Origin of the sequence: Nostoc sp., assembly GCF_036918245.1 — a bacterium.
GTDB lineage: Bacteria > Cyanobacteriota > Cyanobacteriia > Cyanobacteriales > Nostocaceae > Nostoc.
In genome coordinates this window covers 1-16,183 of record NZ_JBALEF010000084.1, presented here as the reverse complement: position 1 = coordinate 16,183, position 16,183 = coordinate 1, and the positions used below count along the sequence as shown (strand labels likewise).

General features: G+C 39.1%; 16 protein-coding genes. 6 read left to right on the top strand and 10 right to left on the bottom strand.

What is annotated here, in order from left to right:
• Positions 1 to 82 precede the first annotated feature (82 nt).
• Positions 83 to 634 (top strand): 2'-5' RNA ligase family protein, encoded by a 552-nt coding sequence (locus V7L12_RS23825; protein WP_335088082.1) that lies wholly within the window; start codon positions 83 to 85, stop codon positions 632 to 634.
• On the opposite strand, the gene V7L12_RS23820 is transcribed toward V7L12_RS23825, so the two are convergent.
• On the bottom strand, positions 560 to 2,002 hold the full coding sequence (locus V7L12_RS23820) for an NACHT domain-containing protein (RefSeq protein ID WP_335088080.1): 1,443 nt from the start codon (positions 2,000 to 2,002) through the stop codon (positions 560 to 562). The genes V7L12_RS23825 and V7L12_RS23820 overlap by 75 nt on opposite strands.
• Before the next feature lie 447 nt (positions 2,003 to 2,449).
• On the opposite strand from V7L12_RS23820, the gene V7L12_RS23815 reads away from it, so the two are divergent.
• Both V7L12_RS23815 and V7L12_RS23810 read left to right on the top strand, forming a co-directional pair.
• Positions 2,450 to 3,211, top strand: a complete 762-nt coding sequence (locus V7L12_RS23815; protein ID WP_335088078.1) for a hypothetical protein — start codon at positions 2,450 to 2,452, stop codon at positions 3,209 to 3,211.
• A 419-nt stretch (positions 3,212 to 3,630) separates the two neighbouring features.
• Positions 3,631 to 4,455, top strand: coding sequence for a peptidoglycan-binding domain-containing protein (locus V7L12_RS23810; protein ID WP_335088076.1), 825 nt, complete (start codon positions 3,631 to 3,633; stop codon positions 4,453 to 4,455).
• Positions 4,456 to 4,815: 360 nt separating this feature from the next.
• On the opposite strand, the gene cobO is transcribed toward V7L12_RS23810, so the two are convergent.
• The 3 genes from cobO to V7L12_RS23795 form a co-directional block, all read right to left on the bottom strand.
• Positions 4,816 to 5,493, bottom strand: a complete 678-nt coding sequence (cobO, locus tag V7L12_RS23805; protein WP_335088074.1) for a cob(I)yrinic acid a,c-diamide adenosyltransferase — start codon at positions 5,491 to 5,493, stop codon at positions 4,816 to 4,818.
• Positions 5,494 to 5,851: 358 nt separating this feature from the next.
• A complete protein-coding gene (locus V7L12_RS23800; protein ID WP_335088072.1) occupies positions 5,852 to 6,307 on the bottom strand; it encodes a GFA family protein in 456 nt (151 codons plus the stop codon).
• A 125-nt stretch (positions 6,308 to 6,432) separates the two neighbouring features.
• Positions 6,433 to 7,701 (bottom strand): plasmid pRiA4b ORF-3 family protein, encoded by a 1,269-nt coding sequence (locus tag V7L12_RS23795; RefSeq protein WP_335088070.1) that lies wholly within the window; start codon positions 7,699 to 7,701, stop codon positions 6,433 to 6,435.
• A 194-nt stretch (positions 7,702 to 7,895) separates the two neighbouring features.
• Here V7L12_RS23795 and V7L12_RS23790 point away from each other — a divergent pair, with 194 nt between their 5' ends.
• Entirely contained in the window at positions 7,896 to 8,432 is a 537-nt protein-coding gene (locus V7L12_RS23790) for a nucleotidyltransferase family protein (RefSeq protein ID WP_335088068.1), read from the top strand.
• A 352-nt stretch (positions 8,433 to 8,784) separates the two neighbouring features.
• Here the strand turns inward: V7L12_RS23790 and V7L12_RS23785 are convergent, their stop codons facing one another.
• Positions 8,785 to 9,201 (bottom strand): (2Fe-2S) ferredoxin domain-containing protein, encoded by a 417-nt coding sequence (locus tag V7L12_RS23785; RefSeq protein WP_335088067.1) that lies wholly within the window; start codon positions 9,199 to 9,201, stop codon positions 8,785 to 8,787.
• Positions 9,202 to 9,423: 222 nt separating this feature from the next.
• On the opposite strand from V7L12_RS23785, the gene V7L12_RS23780 reads away from it, so the two are divergent.
• Entirely contained in the window at positions 9,424 to 9,816 is a 393-nt protein-coding gene (locus tag V7L12_RS23780; protein ID WP_094350326.1) for a carboxymuconolactone decarboxylase family protein, read from the top strand.
• A gap of 55 nt (positions 9,817 to 9,871) precedes the next feature.
• Positions 9,872 to 10,687, top strand: coding sequence for an alpha/beta fold hydrolase (locus tag V7L12_RS23775; protein ID WP_335088065.1), 816 nt, complete (start codon positions 9,872 to 9,874; stop codon positions 10,685 to 10,687).
• Positions 10,688 to 10,691: 4 nt separating this feature from the next.
• Here V7L12_RS23775 and V7L12_RS23770 read toward each other — a convergent pair whose 3' ends face one another.
• From V7L12_RS23770 to V7L12_RS23750, 5 genes are all read right to left on the bottom strand, one after another.
• Positions 10,692 to 12,323 (bottom strand): hydantoinase B/oxoprolinase family protein, encoded by a 1,632-nt coding sequence (locus tag V7L12_RS23770; RefSeq protein WP_335088063.1) that lies wholly within the window; start codon positions 12,321 to 12,323, stop codon positions 10,692 to 10,694.
• A gap of 67 nt (positions 12,324 to 12,390) precedes the next feature.
• Complete coding sequence (locus V7L12_RS23765) at positions 12,391 to 12,855, bottom strand: hypothetical protein (protein ID WP_335088062.1); 465 nt, start codon at positions 12,853 to 12,855, stop codon at positions 12,391 to 12,393.
• Positions 12,856 to 12,999: 144 nt separating this feature from the next.
• On the bottom strand, positions 13,000 to 13,455 hold the full coding sequence (locus V7L12_RS23760) for a DUF7689 domain-containing protein (RefSeq protein WP_335088060.1): 456 nt from the start codon (positions 13,453 to 13,455) through the stop codon (positions 13,000 to 13,002).
• Positions 13,439 to 13,765: a hypothetical protein gene (locus V7L12_RS23755; protein WP_335088058.1), complete on the bottom strand. Its 327-nt coding sequence runs from the start codon at positions 13,763 to 13,765 to the stop codon at positions 13,439 to 13,441. Before V7L12_RS23755 ends, V7L12_RS23760 begins: the two co-directional genes overlap by 17 nt.
• 76 nt (positions 13,766 to 13,841) lie before the next feature.
• On the bottom strand, positions 13,842 to 15,935 hold the full coding sequence (locus V7L12_RS23750; protein WP_335088056.1) for a hydantoinase/oxoprolinase family protein: 2,094 nt from the start codon (positions 15,933 to 15,935) through the stop codon (positions 13,842 to 13,844).
• Positions 15,936 to 16,183 lie beyond the last annotated feature (248 nt).

Here is a 16,183-nt window from a genome sequence, read left to right as displayed (position 1 = left end):
CAAGCGCCAACTCGAACCGCCTTCCCTAAGTTTTCCCACTAACCACCAATTACTAAGCAATAAAAATAATTAATATAGATAGATGAGCCGTTTTTTTATCGCCCTCCTACCACCGCAAGATATTCAAGACTACGCCAACGAGATTAAGCAGTACTTTGCCGATCGCTATGCTAGTAGCGGGGCGCTAAAGTCTCCGCCTCATATTACCCTGCAACCGCCCTTTGAATGGGCAGATGCTAACTTGCCACTATTAGAAGCATCCTTGAAGGAGTTTGCCAGTGGACAACAGCCAGTGGCAATTACACTCAAAGGGTTTGATGCCTTTGCGCCTCGTGTCATCTACATTAACGTCGTCAGAAGTCAAGAGCTTTTAACTTTGCAAGCTGATTTAATGGCTTATACAGAAAGCAACTTGAGAATTGTTGACAAGGTTTCTAAAACCCGCCCTTTTGCACCCCATTTAACGGTTGCATTTCGGGATTTAACAAAGCAGAATTTTAAAGCTGCTTGGCCAGAATTTGAAAATCGTCAGTTGCATTTTGAGTTTACTGCTGACAAATTAACCTTGCTGCTTCACGACGGGAAGCGCTGGAATATTAAACGAGAGTTTGCTTTTTTCTCTGGTAGTAATTGAGCGATGTTTTTGTGATGGATGCTGCTGTTTTATATCTGAGCTAATTTTGTTTTGGATTAATTGGTGATTTATATATTCTCTAATCATTGGGGAGACAGAGAAAAGATAAGCATTCTTCTCTACTAGAGAGCGCTCTTGCAAAGATTCTAAAGCATCTAATAATTGTGGTGTTGGTATAGTAGGTGATATTTGCGATCGCAGTTCTGTAAGTGAGGCTGGCTGAGAATTATTTGCTAACCACTCAATAATTATATTTTCTGTATCTGACAAGCGTTGAAAATACTTTTTTAAAAGCTGGCTAATCTCACCAAAAACTAATGTTTTTTGGTTTAAAAACTCCGAAATATTACCGTCAAATAACTTATCAATTTTGTTAAAGGCTATATTTAATGCCAATGGATTACCAGCATAGCTCTCAATGAGTTGATGCAAATCACCAGTTGAACCCCAAAAAGCACCTTTGGGTTTAAAGATTTCTTCTACTTCTGGGATTTGTAAGCCTTTTAGTTGCAATAACCTAACGGGTAATTCTTCTCCTATCAGTTGCCTAATTTCTCTCGGTGTTTCTTGACTTGTAAGCACTAAGGAACTTTGATGAAGTGTTTGTACCACTCGTCTTATAAGTTCGCTATAACCTTCATAACCTTGACGATAATATCCAATATGATATTTACCTGAAGCCTTTTGTAAAATTGTCTCTAGATTATCTAATATCAATAAACAACGAGCATTTTTTAAATAATGAATCAACTGTGAAATTCTGCCGTCTAAAGTTTTTGATAAATTAGTTTCCTGCCCTTTGGATAAAAGTTTAATTAGATCGGCTAGCATATCTTTGACTGGTGGAGCATTGCGGAGACTGCGCCAAATTACAAACTCAAACTTATCTTGAATTTGTTCTGCTAGCTTTACTGATAAGCTGGTTTTGCCCATCCCATCCATACCTAACAAAGTCACTAGTCGGCAGTGTTCTTCGAGAATCCAGTGTTTTAGTGTTGTTAGTTCTGCTGTACGTCCTAAGAATACAGAGATATCGGGTGCTTCGCCCCAATCAGTTAAATTTTGGATTGAATGCTGATTACTGATTACTTCATCAGTCCGAGGTAGTTGATAATCACTTGATTCAAGTAATAAATTAAAAGCCCTGAAACAGATGTTTAGAGTTTGCTTGTCAACTCCTACTTGGCAATGAAATACCTTCATCAGTGTATCTGGATCTAAGCCAGTGCGATCGCTTAAATCTTCCAAAGTATAACGTTTATCTAGATTTTCCCAACTTTGTGCCTGACATTTTGCTGTTTGAAGTTTCTCAAACCCTTGATGTGTAAGAATAACACCCCGTTTGCGCCTGCGTTGTAGTGGATTCATTACTGTCCCTTAAGTTTTGTACATACACTCATAAAGTAATAGTCAGTAGTTAGCGCCTGTAATATGCCGCCAAAATATCTACTTCACTCAAGAAGGTGCTACAAAGATGAGATGTGCTTTTCCTGAAATCAGGTTTGTTAAATATTATGAATATTAAAAATATGAATGTATAGACGTAGCAGTGCTACGTTTCTACAAGGGTTGTGGATAACGCAGATTTAATTTCGCCAGATATCTATTGTGACTGACGATGCATTTTTTGCAAAACTACCAGAGATGAACCAGAAGTTTTGCTGAAGTTGTTGGTAGATGAAATTATTGCTGGTAAAAGCTTTGGGGAATTACCGACCAAAATTTTTTAAGTTTATTTCTTAAGTTCCTTAACTTCGGTTGTTAGCGCAGAGTTACACGTGCAAAATACAAAAAGTTTTCCAATTCAGAAATCCAGTGAAAAAGTTAAATCGTATTTTAATAGTTCTCCTCACCTTTATTCTTTGGCTAGGTGGGCTAAGTCCAGCTTTAGCAGATAACAAAACAGTATTAGGTGTAACTACTCTTTACAGCACCCCAGAGCAACAAGGACAAGGAGTTACGGTCTATAAGGATATACTTCAATACGCAATTGCTACCCCTTTTTCTCTACCTCCAAATTTTCCGATTCCTGCCACTAAAGAAGAGTTTGATAAAACAGTAGTACCAAGACTGGTCAAAGGACTTGGAGATGGTTCAGTTACGAAAGCTTGGTTCGACTTCCAAGCTGGAGAAGCTGAAAATACTGGCAACCAATTGTTTAGTGTTGGTGCTCCTTCGGGAGAGAAACTATATAGTGTAGTATCTGGAAAACCTTTGCAGCAATGTCCTTTAGAAGTTCAAGACACTCAGATAAATTTCTTTCTAGATTCAGACGATGCATCTAAAAGAGCTAAAGAACTAGATGCCCAAGGTTATTTTATCTACGTTTCTCCTGTTGAAGAATTACGCAAGAAAGTACTTGATGCTCTCTATGATCAATATAGGAGTGGAAATAAGAATCCATCTTGTTTCTTAGTTAATGGCACTACTAAGAAGATTACAGTTGATTTCCAAGATATTTATACTTTACTTCCTCCTCAATTGCAGCAGCCAGCGAGGGAAAAACCACTCGTTTTCTTACCCAAGAATGAAAATGAGTTTTTATATGTTGTCAACGCCAGAGAGTCAGTTAGCTAGTACTCCACTAGATTAATTTTGATAAATTTGCAGTGGATAGAGCAGTAGGGGTGCACAGATGTGCATTGGTGTCAACTTAACGTGAAACCCGCTTGGTGAGAACGTTTTACCCTCACCCCCAGCCCCTCTCCCTGGGGAGAGGGGAGCCTGAGATTTAATTCCCCTTCTCCCTTGGAAGAAGGGGTTAGGGGATGAGGGCGTGAGGTGATGTGTCAAACACCTACCCGATATAGCTTTCAGCTTAAGTTTACACCAATGACAGATGTGTGCACTTAACACGTAGTATCATTAATAGTTGAGAATAAGCGATCGCGGCTCTTTCTTTTTCACTCTCTGTAGTCGCCTACGCCGAACGTCTCAAAAAGTTGCAGCTTTTCGTCACACATCACTTAACTTTCGGAACGCCTTGCAAACAAGAAATGTTAGATTTATTTATTTCTACTTACCTAATTTTTGTAAAACAAGATACATTAAATGGTAGTTTAATCGCAAAGGAACCAAAAAGCATGGCCGTTAGTAGCCCTGAAGTCATCCGTCACATATTGATCGGATTGGGATATTTAGCTCCTGAGATCGATCCTAAGCCGGATCTCACTAAATTTGCTCCCTGGAAGCGGAATAACAACTCCTTGACAGACGATCCTACGGAAGAAGCGATTAAAAAGTTTCAGAAACAGTATTCACAAAAACTTACGGTTAATGGTAACGCTGATTCCGAGACTCGAACTGTAATGGAAGATACAGTCAAAGGACTTCAGAATAGATTGAAGTTTCACGGTTTTGCAACCAATGCCGAAATTCCAAAAGACTTGCCTTTTTATGGGCCAGCCACTTATACAGCAGTTAAGAAATTTCAGAAATCTCAGGGTTTAACTGAAAATGGCATTGCCACTATTGAACAGCGTCAAATTCTACAGCAATCTAGTCTAACAGATAAGCCCCAGCCCCAGTCACAAGTCAAGCTGATAGATTTGTGTTTCCAATTCAAAAAGAATCCTCAAAATCCTTCTTACATCGCAGCATTAAATAACTTACAACAAAATTTACCCAAGGACGTTTTACACAAAGTTACTAACAAATGGAGGGGAACAAACGATCAAAATCCTGAGATTGTCAAGCTGACGAATCTGTTTACTTATTATGATGACAACAATGCAAACCATCGTGATGCACTAAATCACTTACAAAGTCAGATGACTCCAGCCATCTATCAAGCATTTTTAAGTCTCTGGAATAAGAAGTAACAAATGGGACTTACAGCAGAATTCAGAATTCAGAATTCTGAACTAAAATACACTTTATACCTGGATAACAGACTTAGCTTTTGTACCTCATTAATTTGAAATCTGCTGTATATAGGCATAATCTGCTTTTCCACATCTGATACCAATTCAAAAAATGTTTACGACAGATAAGCCCACCCGCGCTGACGTGCACCCCTTAGCAAGGGCAGGGTTGGGGAAGGGTATTATCTATGTGTTGCATTCTTTTTTCAAATTGGTATGACATACGAGAATTAAAAACCAGGTTTTTGATCTCTGCTAAGTAAGAAACCTGGTTTTTTAACAATTCTGAATTCTGAGTTCTGAATTCTGAATTCTCATTTAATACTCAATTCCCGGTTGTGCTTTCACACCTTGATCGCGGAAAGGGTGCTTAACTAGGGTCATTTCAGTTACTAAGTCAGCACGCTCAATTAAAGCAGGTGGTGCGCCTCTACCTGTGAGAATAACGTGCTTGTTAGCGGGTTTTTGTGCCAAACCTGCTAAAACGTCTTCTACTGGTAAGTAAGCCATTTTGAGGGCTATATTGATTTCGTCTAACAACACTAGATGAAAGTCTGGGTTGCGGATGTATTCTAACGATTTCTCCCATGCGGCGCTAGCTTTGTCAAGATCGCGATCGCGGTCTTGAGTTTCCCAGGTAAAGCCTTCGCCCATTGCATGAAATTCTATCTGGTCTTCCCAATAGCTGAAAACCCTTTTTTCGGAAGGTTCCCAGCTACCTTTGATGAATTGGACGATCGCTACTTTATACCCATGACCGAGCGATCGCAACACCATCCCTAAAGCCGCAGTGGTTTTACCCTTACCGTTACCAGTATTTACAATAATTAACCCTTTTTCTGGTACAGCTTCTGCTATGCGCTTATCTTGCACTTCTTTGCGTCGCTGCATCTTTTTGCGGTACTGTTCATCAGTCACAGATGAAGACATTACCTCATCAATCAAGCGCCCAATTTGTTGGTCTGGGTTCAATTCTTGCGGTGTATCGTTTTTCATCAAGCTTGTCTAGAAATAACTGTTAAAAGTGTTGAAAATGAACCGAAATCGTCTTACTTATCTAATTTCACTTATAATTACTTGATTGAAAATATCCAGTAAGTTTTCATGTGAAATACTAATACTGTATTAGCTTTATTAATGATTTGCAGACAAGTGGAAATATATATAGTACACAAGCTGAACTTATAATTTGAGTTTACTATTACTTTTTTAAATAAGTTAATATGTTCATTAAAGCACTTTTCCAGTAAAATATTATCATTATCTCCTTTGGTACAGTCATGAGTTAGACTCACAACCAAGGGCATTGATTTAAGTGTCAAAAATATAATGTCTAATATCAGGAGTTATGCCTTTATGGATGTTGTTGTTTCCATTTTTCCCATAAAGCCTGTGTATCCTCTGGTTGTCCGTCATAGTTGAGCAATTGGTCTGAAATTACCACCCATGACTGGGCACTGCGTGTCCAAATATTACCCACTGGGCGTAACCAACTGGTATCATCTAAGGTTCCAGCTTTGACATTGATAGTATTTGGGTTGTAAGTCCGTTCATGGAACAATCGCGTTCCGCAGTCGCCACAGAACAGGTTGTTTACTTCACGTCCGCTATCAGTTTTCCGAGTCCAAGTTTTCGGTTTTCCCTGAACAATTACAACAGCATCTCGTAATACTGTAAGAGACATACCAAAGGCACTAGAAGATTGTTTCTGACACTCCTTGCAGTGGCATAGATAAAGGGTTAAAGGTTGAGCATGAATTTCATAACGAATCTGTCCACATTGACAACCTCCAGTATATGGAAGATTCACAGCTTTTATCTCCTTAAAATTTGTATTACTTTATTGTAACTAAAACTATTTCAATCTGAAAGCGGATTTTAATAGACACAAACAAAAGACACGAGAACATAAGTAAATTTTCATTATCTACATTTTTATAAATCTTCTTCATCCAATTCATCATCCTCACTCCAATACTGTTGAGGTGCATTTCCGTAAACTTCTAAAATCTTCGGTTTCTTGATTTTGTTATCAGGTGGATTAATTGCTTCTAACTGCACATCAAATTTCCAGTTGTCACCAAAATCATAAAGATAAGTCATTTTACCACCTGCTTCTAAAGACAAATCACCAATCTGCACTTGGTCAGCAAATGGGGGTGTTTCCATGTAGGGATGACCGATTTTGATTATGCGACCGAAATAGTCTTTATAACTAAACTCGTACAGGTGATCGTAATCAAAATCAAAAGCATCGAGAATTATTTCTGCTAGCCAGCTTAATGGTTTTTTTGCTGGTATGGCAATGCGTCGCCAAGCCTTTAAAAGGGATACTTTAAAAATATAAATACCATCAGTAAAGCCTTGCTTGGGAACAAAGAAATTATGCTCCCATTCGGGAAAAAATGGTTTAAAATGTGACTGCAATTTTCCAAAATTTATATTTACATCATCCTGTAATTCTCCTCGTATACCTAATGGAAAGAGGAATTGCAACAAAGCATCACCAAAGGGTAAGCGTTGTAAACTAGTAATGCGCCACCCTTTGCCTTCTTGTGGTTTCCCATGTTTGATAGATAACAATCCAAATAACTCTAACAGGGCAATATTATGCAGCCCAGGGTAATAACTAATATTATTTTGATCTTCATATTTAGGGAATTTTAAACCTTTATCTGGGACACGAGGCCAAAGTTGAATACATCTAAATAAATTCCCGAATGAATCTTGACGTTCGCCTAAAACTTCGTTATTTCCCCAAATCAACCAAGCTTCTAATAAGTTGAAATAGCGTTCGGTTGGATTAAGGTTTGACCATGATTGCAAAATTGCTGCTTCTAAAACTAAAAACTGCTTCTTCCCTTGGGATTTAATTTGGGCTATTCCAGAACTGCGTAATAACAGATATAGTCCATTAATGTAGGGGTATGATTTCTGTACGGGGCGTTTGAGTTTAGTTTCAATTGGGTGACTTAACCGAGAATTAACTTCTGATAATACTTTTAACGGTAAAAGATTATTAACACTACTAACTTCTACTCCATTTGGTTGTAAGAAATCTATCAGAGTTTGAAAGTCATGCAGAATCGTACCAGGTTGATTTTCATCAATACTGAGTTCTTGTAAGAGTTGTTGTTGTGACTCTGTTAAAGAAGGCAGTTCAGGATTGAGTGTGCGTTCTAGTCGCGCAAATAAATCTTCCATAATTAAAAATTCTAAATTCTAAATTCATAATTTCACCTTTTGTGTAACCTGTTTTATTTATACTATGACTACAGAGTTTGTCCTGATAAACATTGAACTGCAAAGTGTCACAACAGGAATATTAACACCGTAAGTTTAATGAAATATGAATGATAATATTTTCACCTTCTACTTGACAATCCCAGGAATTTGATATGAATAGTAACACTCGCTTACAAATGATTTTAGCTGATACACGTATTAATACAGTATTAAGAGCGATCGCTCAACTAAATCTACCTAACTGGTGGTTAGCAGGGGGTGCAGTCCGAAACACCGTTTGGTCTTCAATTTTTGGCAATGACTGTGGGTTAGGCATTAAAGATTTCGATATTGCATTCTTTGATATAGAGGGGAACCGTTCTCAAGAACTAGCAGCAAAGGCGACTCTCACAGAACAATTTCCTCATGACGAGTTTGATGTCAAAAATCAAGCCAGTTTTGCTCGTTGGCGTCTTGGTAGCAGACTCTACACTAGTACAGAGGATGGCATCACAGATTGGCTGCACACCGCTACGGCTGTGGGAGTTCGACTAAATACCCAAGGACAATGGCAATTTTTCACACCCTACGGGTTGGATGACCTATTTGGTGGCATTATTCGACCTACGCCAACACATACTCATAATTTAGATGCCCATAATAAGGCCTCTGGATTTTTACAGAAGTGTCCTTATCTGCGGTTGGCGTAGGAGCTATAATAAAACCAGTTTAGCTCTGAGCATTTTTTGAGCATTATAATAAATTCATCAAAAACACCAACTGGTAAGTCAAAAAAAGGTCAAGTAAGTGTCAGGGTTGATTCGGGAAGTGTCAAGGCTTGTTTCCCTAGAAGTTACTGCAACAAGGGTCAAATAAAGCTAGCAACGGGTATTGTACGGCTATATTCGTTGGGGTGCGATCGCTAAAGTTAAACACTTAGAATCAAAGTATGTTTTTCTAGTAGGACAAACTACTACCATAGAAAACACTAGTTTAAAACATAGTGCGAGATAAAATACAGTTCTGAATTTAATAATTTTAAACTTTAGCAAACATTTGCAGTCAGCTTTTATTCTGTTTGATGTATGAATACAGAACTTCGCGATCGCTCCGAGGATTTACAATTAAACATGGACTATTTCCGTAACTTCCATTACTGATAAGAACAACAGTAATACCCATCCGTGGACAAACTCCTAAACAACTGGTGCTAACCACCCGAAAATCACCCCATAATCCCTCAAACTTTAAACGAGATTTCAACCAATTCTCTAAGTCTTCGGAAGCCGTTGAGCCTGACCGCTCGTTTGCACATTGTGAACACACAAGCACCAAACCAGATTCCCATCGAGGAGAAACGGTGGGAATAGAAGTTTCTAATCGAGAATTTATTAGGGGCGATGGTTGCTGAGAATTGGATGCAGACCTCTTGAGAATACGTTGGAGTAATGCTTTAATACGCTGGAGCAATTTCTTCATGGACAACCCCACCTATTTATCTGACAGGATAGTGTAAATTTCCTGTTTAGTCTGTTCTACTAGAACGCCCAACAAATCCTAGCCTATGCCAAGTCATTTGTAGACGATGTAGAATTTTCACCAATAGATGCCAAGGGAACATGATATTACTATCTTTAATTGCAACTCAGTATTACAATCTAGGGGTTCCCACTCGCTGGGGAAACTATATGGAATTAAAACATGACTAAGCTGATCGAATACGAAGAAGCCAGCGATGAAGTACGTGCAGTGTATGACGACATCCGCGTTACACGTCAGAATGACTACATCAATAACTTTTGGAAAGCTATAGCCAACCATCCCCCTACCCTGCAACGAACGTGGCAAGCATTAAAGGAAGTGATGGTTAGCCCTGGTGAGATCGATCCACTGATGCGCGAACTGATTTACATTGCCGTGAGTGCGACGAATGGCTGTGAGTATTGTATCGCCTCGCACACAGCAGCAGCACGTGCCAAGGGTATGAATGATACTATGTTTGGGGAACTAATGGCGATCGCAGCCACTGCCAATATGACCAATCGCCTCGCCAACGGCTATCAAATTCCCGTGGACGAGAAATTCAAGACGTAGGAGTTTAGCCTTGTCTATCCCTGCTTAAAAATAAGGTTTAGCAGAATTATTTACTATGCCCAAGGTTCAGATTAACGGGATTGATTTGTTCTACGATATTAAGGGAACGGGTGAGCCTTTGCTATTAATAGCTGGCTTTCTTTGCGATCATGCCTATTGGTCGCTAATTATGCCATCGCTGGTTTCGCAGTATCAAGTCATTCGCTTGGATAATCGAGGTATGGGGAGAAGTTCTGCTCCCGAAAACCCCTATAGTCTGAAACAGATGGCTAGTGACGTTGCAGCATTGCTCGATCGCATCGGAATTAATCAGGTGCATCTAGCAGGCCATTCAATGGGTAGTCAGATAGCCCAAGAGTTAGTGTTAGCACACCCTGAAAAAGTAAAAAGTCTGATGCTACTCTCATCTTTGGCAAAAGGTGATACATTATTCAACAGCATCATCGAGACTTGGGGCGAACTTCCTAGTAATGTAGACCTAAAACTTTATGAAAAAGTCATATTGCCCTGGATATTTACAGATGCTTTCTACTCAATTCCTGACATGATCGAAGGTCTGATTGAATTTGCTATCAGATATCCTTTCCCACCTGCAACTCATTCACTCTATCATCACAGTCAAGCCATTCTTAGCAGTGACACAATAGACCGCCTCCAACAAATTCATTGTCCTACCTTAGTTCTGGTTGGTAAACAAGATATTCTCACCCCGCTAAAGTTTTCCCAGCAACTTGCTCAAGGTATTCCCAATGCTGAACTTGTAGTCATCGAACGTGGTGGTCATGGCTTCTTGATTGAGTCGCCGGATGCTGTGGTTTTAGCTATGCTCAAATTTTTGGGGAAGTTGAAGCTAGCTTATACCAATTTTTGATTATTTAAGAGCATTTACCAAATCCACCGCCGCCAGGAGTTTCTATTACAAAAACATCCCCAGTTTTCATCTCTACTGTTGCTGTGCTGTCTAAATTTTCTTCAATTCCATTCTGACGTTGTATCCAGTTGCGTCCTACTTTTCCTGCCTCCCCACCATTTAATCCAAAGGGAGGAAGAAGCCGATGACCAGAGAGAATATTAGCTGTCATCGGTTCTAGAAATCGAATGCGGCGGACAACTCCATTGCCACCCGAATATTTTCCTTTGCCACCGCTATCTGGACGAAGACTAAAGCTTTCTAAAAGTACAGGATAACGGGTTTCTAAAACTTCTGGATCGGTCAAGCAGGAGTTAGTCATGTGAGAATGAATACCATTAGTGCCAGCAAAATCAATCCCCGCCCCAGAGCCGCCGCAGATAGTTTCATAATATTGATATTGCTCATTACCAAAAGTAAAATTATTCATCGTTCCTTGAGAAGCGGCCATAACACCCAAAGCACCGTATAAAGCATCAACAATAGTTTGAGAAGTTTCTACATTACCCGCGACTACTGCGGCTGGATAGGTTGGGTTGAGCATACAGCCAACCGGGATAATAATTTCTAGAGGATTAAGACACCCGGCATTGAGAGGAATATTATCATCAACTAAAGTACGGAAGACATATAAGACTGCTGCTTGAGTTACAGCTTTAGGAGCATTAAAATTACTATTTAGTTGTAGAGAAGTCCCAGTAAAATCAATGGTAGCACTGCGGTTTTCTGGGTGAATCGTTACTTTAACTTGAATTTGTGCGTCATTGTCCATTTTATAAGTAAATGAGCCATCTTTGAGAACTGCGATCGCACGTCTAACAGACTCCTCAGCATTAGCTTGCACAAATTTCATATAAGCTTGAACAGTATCGAGCTTGTATTGTAAAACCATTTTACGAAGTTCTTGTACTCCCCGTTCATTGGCGGCAATTTGTGCTTTAAAATCAGCAATATTTGGGTCAGGGTTGCGAGCAGGATAAGTATGATTTAAAAGGTGCTGTCTGACTGCGAGTTCTCGAAAATTGCCCTCTTCAACCAAGAGAAAATTATCAAAAATAATTCCTTCTTCTTCTACTGTGGTACTGTGAGGAGGCATAGAACCGGGAGTAATTCCACCAATATCTGCTTGGTGTCCGCGAGAAGCAACAAAAAATAGGGGCATGGGGCATTGGGGAGCCACTGCGTTGGGCGGCTTTGCCGACTTGAAGCAAGTGGCGTCATGGGGCATGGGGGATGGATTATTTTCACTACTTTCTAAAAAAACAGGGGTAATTGCAGTGACATCAGGGAGATGTGTTCCACCGTTATAGGGGTTATTAGATAGATAGACATTTCCCGGTTTGAAAGTATCGCCTTTATCGTTAATTAAACTGCGGACACTTTCACTCATTGAGCCTAAATGTACAGGAATATGGGGAGCATTTGCTACTAATAATCCCGATGAGTCAAAAATAGCACAGGAGAAATCCAGCCTCTCTTTGATATTCACTGATGTAGCCGTGTTTTGTAACACAATTCCCATTTGTTCAGCGATAAATTGATAGAGATTTTTGAATATTTCTAAACCAATGGGATCGGGTTGAGTTGTTATGTACATTTTGAGATTTTCTTTAAATAGATGATTTCATAGCTAGATTTGCCCTACCAACAACAAATTTATTGATTTAAGGAAATCTAATTAGACATTTCTTGCTTTTCTCCTTAGCTAGCTCTTCATTAAGATTTTGTCTAGCTATTTCGGCATTATCTAATTTTTGCTCAAGCTCTTGAATCACTTCTGGTTTAGCGATTTTTTGTAACTCTTGATTTTCGGATGTTAGGTCTTGAATATCTTTTTTATAATTGTCGATTTGCAATTCTAAATTTGATATTTCGCTTTTGTAGTCGGATATAGCCTCAGACTCCTTTACAAAATTAGCTATAAATGGTACAGCAAACCCCAAGCCAAAAATACCGAGAATAAAAGTAAATTTTAGCAGTCCATTAACTAACTCTTGCTGTTTTGCTTGCTTAGATTTTTCTGGCTTCTCGACTAGTCCCACGTCAATTAAGTATTGAAAAACTACTTTTTCTTCATAATTTAAATCATCTAAATTAGTTTTCCAATCTACTTTGTCTCTAAAAGCCATTTTGCAGTCATGTAAAATATGCTCATCTTCAACATGATTTGTTTGTTGTAACTTTGTAAAAGCTAAGTTAATCGTCTTGAACTAATCCTCTTGTTTTAACCTAGTTAGCTTCATTTCCATAGTCACTTTAATTTTAATTTTGAATTAATAAGTCTGACGTTTTAAAATCTGCTGTACAGAACCATACATTTCACTTGTCAAACCTTCAAGTTCATGCTCTATATCCTCCCAACGTCCAAGTTTACTCGTCCATTTTCCGTTAGATAATTGTCTGGCAGCGTGGGTTGGTTCACCATCAGAAGTAGCGTATATTGCTATCTTCTCAAAACCCACTTCAAGCTCGGAATTATCGCAAAGTTTGTACCCTAAGCTTTTGTATGCTTGGATAAAAGCTGACATAGTTAATTCTGCTGTTACACCTTCTACCCAGTAATACATATTATCTGGGTCTATTGGACTCCACCAGCGATCATCCTCACCCGCAGCCCAAGCAAAACAATTATATGATGTACTTTGCTTACTGGTTACAGAATATTCAGTATGGTATAAGTTGGGAAATTTATTTTCTCTGTAGCTTTCCAACTTACCATCTATATCCATTTGCTTTCCCCCATTCAATCCAAGCTACAGCCATTTGCTGAAGTCTACCACGCTGTTCGGGTTTGACAGGGTTTGCTCCTGTAATTGCACTTAAGGCCCAAAACCAATGGTCTGGTTCGCGCTCAAGTTCACGCATAATTAAAGGAACAACAGGTTGTCCCATCCCGATTATTCTTTGATAAGCGGGATGCATTGATATTTTTGAAGCAACAGAGAGCATTCCTATCTCACGCCGCCATTGTTCTGCTAATTCTGAGAATGTAGTTTCTATCTCTGCGGTTTTAATAACCGGATAAACGTAAGGTGACATTTAACTTCTATTTAGGTTTACTACAAGGGAACTAATATTGATTATCCTACAAATACAGGCAAACCTGATGAATTCATCAATCTTGACGCTGTAAAATTAGATGATTGTGTTCAGTTAATCTTGCTTGCCAATTAGGTTCTACTACAATTGTGCTAATTTTTTCCACAACGATCGCAGGGCCATTAATACTATCTTCTGGTTGTAAATCTTCCCGTCGATAAACAGGAGTGTCGTGCCATCTATCAGCAGTAAACATCCTTACTGTCTCAACAGACAGGGGGACTTCATTTAAAGGGCGAGTAGGAATAATTAAAGGTTCTTCGGGAGTATCCATTTTCTGAATTACTTCCACTGAAGCGGATTCAACAATTAAGCTTTTCTCTAATTGAATAAAACCATACCGAGATTGATGTTCACTCTCAAATTCTTGTTGCATCAATACCAAATCATCGGCAAAATTAACGGTCAAGGTAGAGTTAGTCCCCTCATATTTTAAGTTGATTTTTCGGATTACTTCTACTTGACTTAGTACTTCATCTATTTCGCTTCTAGCTTGAGTTTCTAAATATTCCATTAACTGCTGTAGTTGAAAGATTAATGCTTGAGTTAAAGATTGCTCAATTCCTCCTTCTCTAATCGCCCGGACATCAGCTAATCCCATCCCATAAGCAGATAAAACTCCAGCATAAGGATGTATAAATATTTTTTTCATTCCCAAGGTATCGGCAATTAAACAAGCAACTTGCCCACCTGCACCGCCAAAACAACAAAGCACATATTGGGTAACATCATAACCGCGTTGCAGACTAATTTTTTTAATTGCGTTCGCCATATTTTCCACTGCGATCGCCATAAATCCTGCGGCTACTTCTTGGGGAGTAGAATGATTTAATGTAGCGGCTTGAATGTCTTGAGTTAATTGGGTAAATTTTTGAATAACAATATCTTTATCTAAAGGTAAATTACCATCAATGCCAAAAACCGAGGGAAAATATTGTGGGTGAATTTTACCTAACATTACATTGGCATCGGTAACCGCTAATGGCCCACCACGTCGATAACAAGCAGGCCCAGGATTTGATCCGGCAGATTTAGGGCCAACACGATAACTAGAACCATCAAAAAAGAGAACTGAACCACCTCCAGCAGCAATGGTATTAATTGCTAATACAGGAACTCGCATCCGCGCCCCAGCAATTTCCGAATCTAGTTGTCGTTCATACTCTCCTTTAAAGTGGGCAACATCTGTACTTGTCCCTCCCATATCAAAGGTAATAACTAACTCTAAACCTGCCCTTTTACTAGTTTGAACTGCGCCAACAATACCGCCAGCCGGGCCACTTAAAATACTATCTTTTCCTTGAAATTGTTCGGCTGCGACTAAACCGCCATCAGATTTCATAAACATTAATTTGACGCTGGGTAACTGACTGGCTACTTGGTTAACGTAGCGACGCAGAATAGGAGTTAAATAAGCATCAACTACTGTTGTATCTCCTCGGCTAACCAACTTCATTAACGGACTAACTTGATGGGATACGGATATTTGAGTAAAACCAATTTCTTGGGCAAGCTGGGCTATTTGTTGTTCGTGAGCAGGATAGCGATCGCTGTGCAGAAAAACAATAGCACAACTCCGAATTCCTGTATGGTAAACTGCTTGTAAATCACTTTTAACTTGTTCAATATTTATAGATATTAATTCATTTCCGTTAGCATCATAGCGTTCATCTATCTCAATCACCTGTTCATAAAGCATCGTTGGTAAAATTATCTGGCGCGCAAAGATGTTAGGACGATTTTGATAGCCAATTTGCAGCGCATCTTTAAACCCTTTGGTGATCAGAAGAACAACCCTGTCTCCTTTTCTTTCTAACAGCGCATTTGTTGCTACTGTTGTCCCCATTTTTACCACTTCTATCGCCTCAGTAGGAATGGGTTCGTTGCTAGGAATACCCACAATATCTCGAATACCTTGGATGGCTGCATCTTGATATTGTTCGGGATTTTCTGAAAGGAGTTTGTAGACTATGATCCATTGCTGATTAGGCAGAGTCACAATTAAAAAACGTTCGGGATGTTTTGAAAGTCTATCGATAATTGCTTGATTATTAGTAACAGCAACAATATCTGTGAATGTACCACCACGGTCAGCAAAAACCTTCAACATTACTTTATTTCCTGTATAATCATGAAAAATTACGAAATAGCTCTAATATCGGTTATCAATTAATATTCATTGCCTTGTTCGTAAGCGGCTGCAAGGTTAGTAGCCAGACTCTTATTCTAATGTCAAAAGTAGATTTAGCGTAAGGATTCAGGCGGCAGAGTATTGACAAGGGGGACACTTGAGGGGGAGTATCACAAATATGAACCAAAACCTGCCTCAAGATATAGACCGAGAAAGCTTGAACCAGT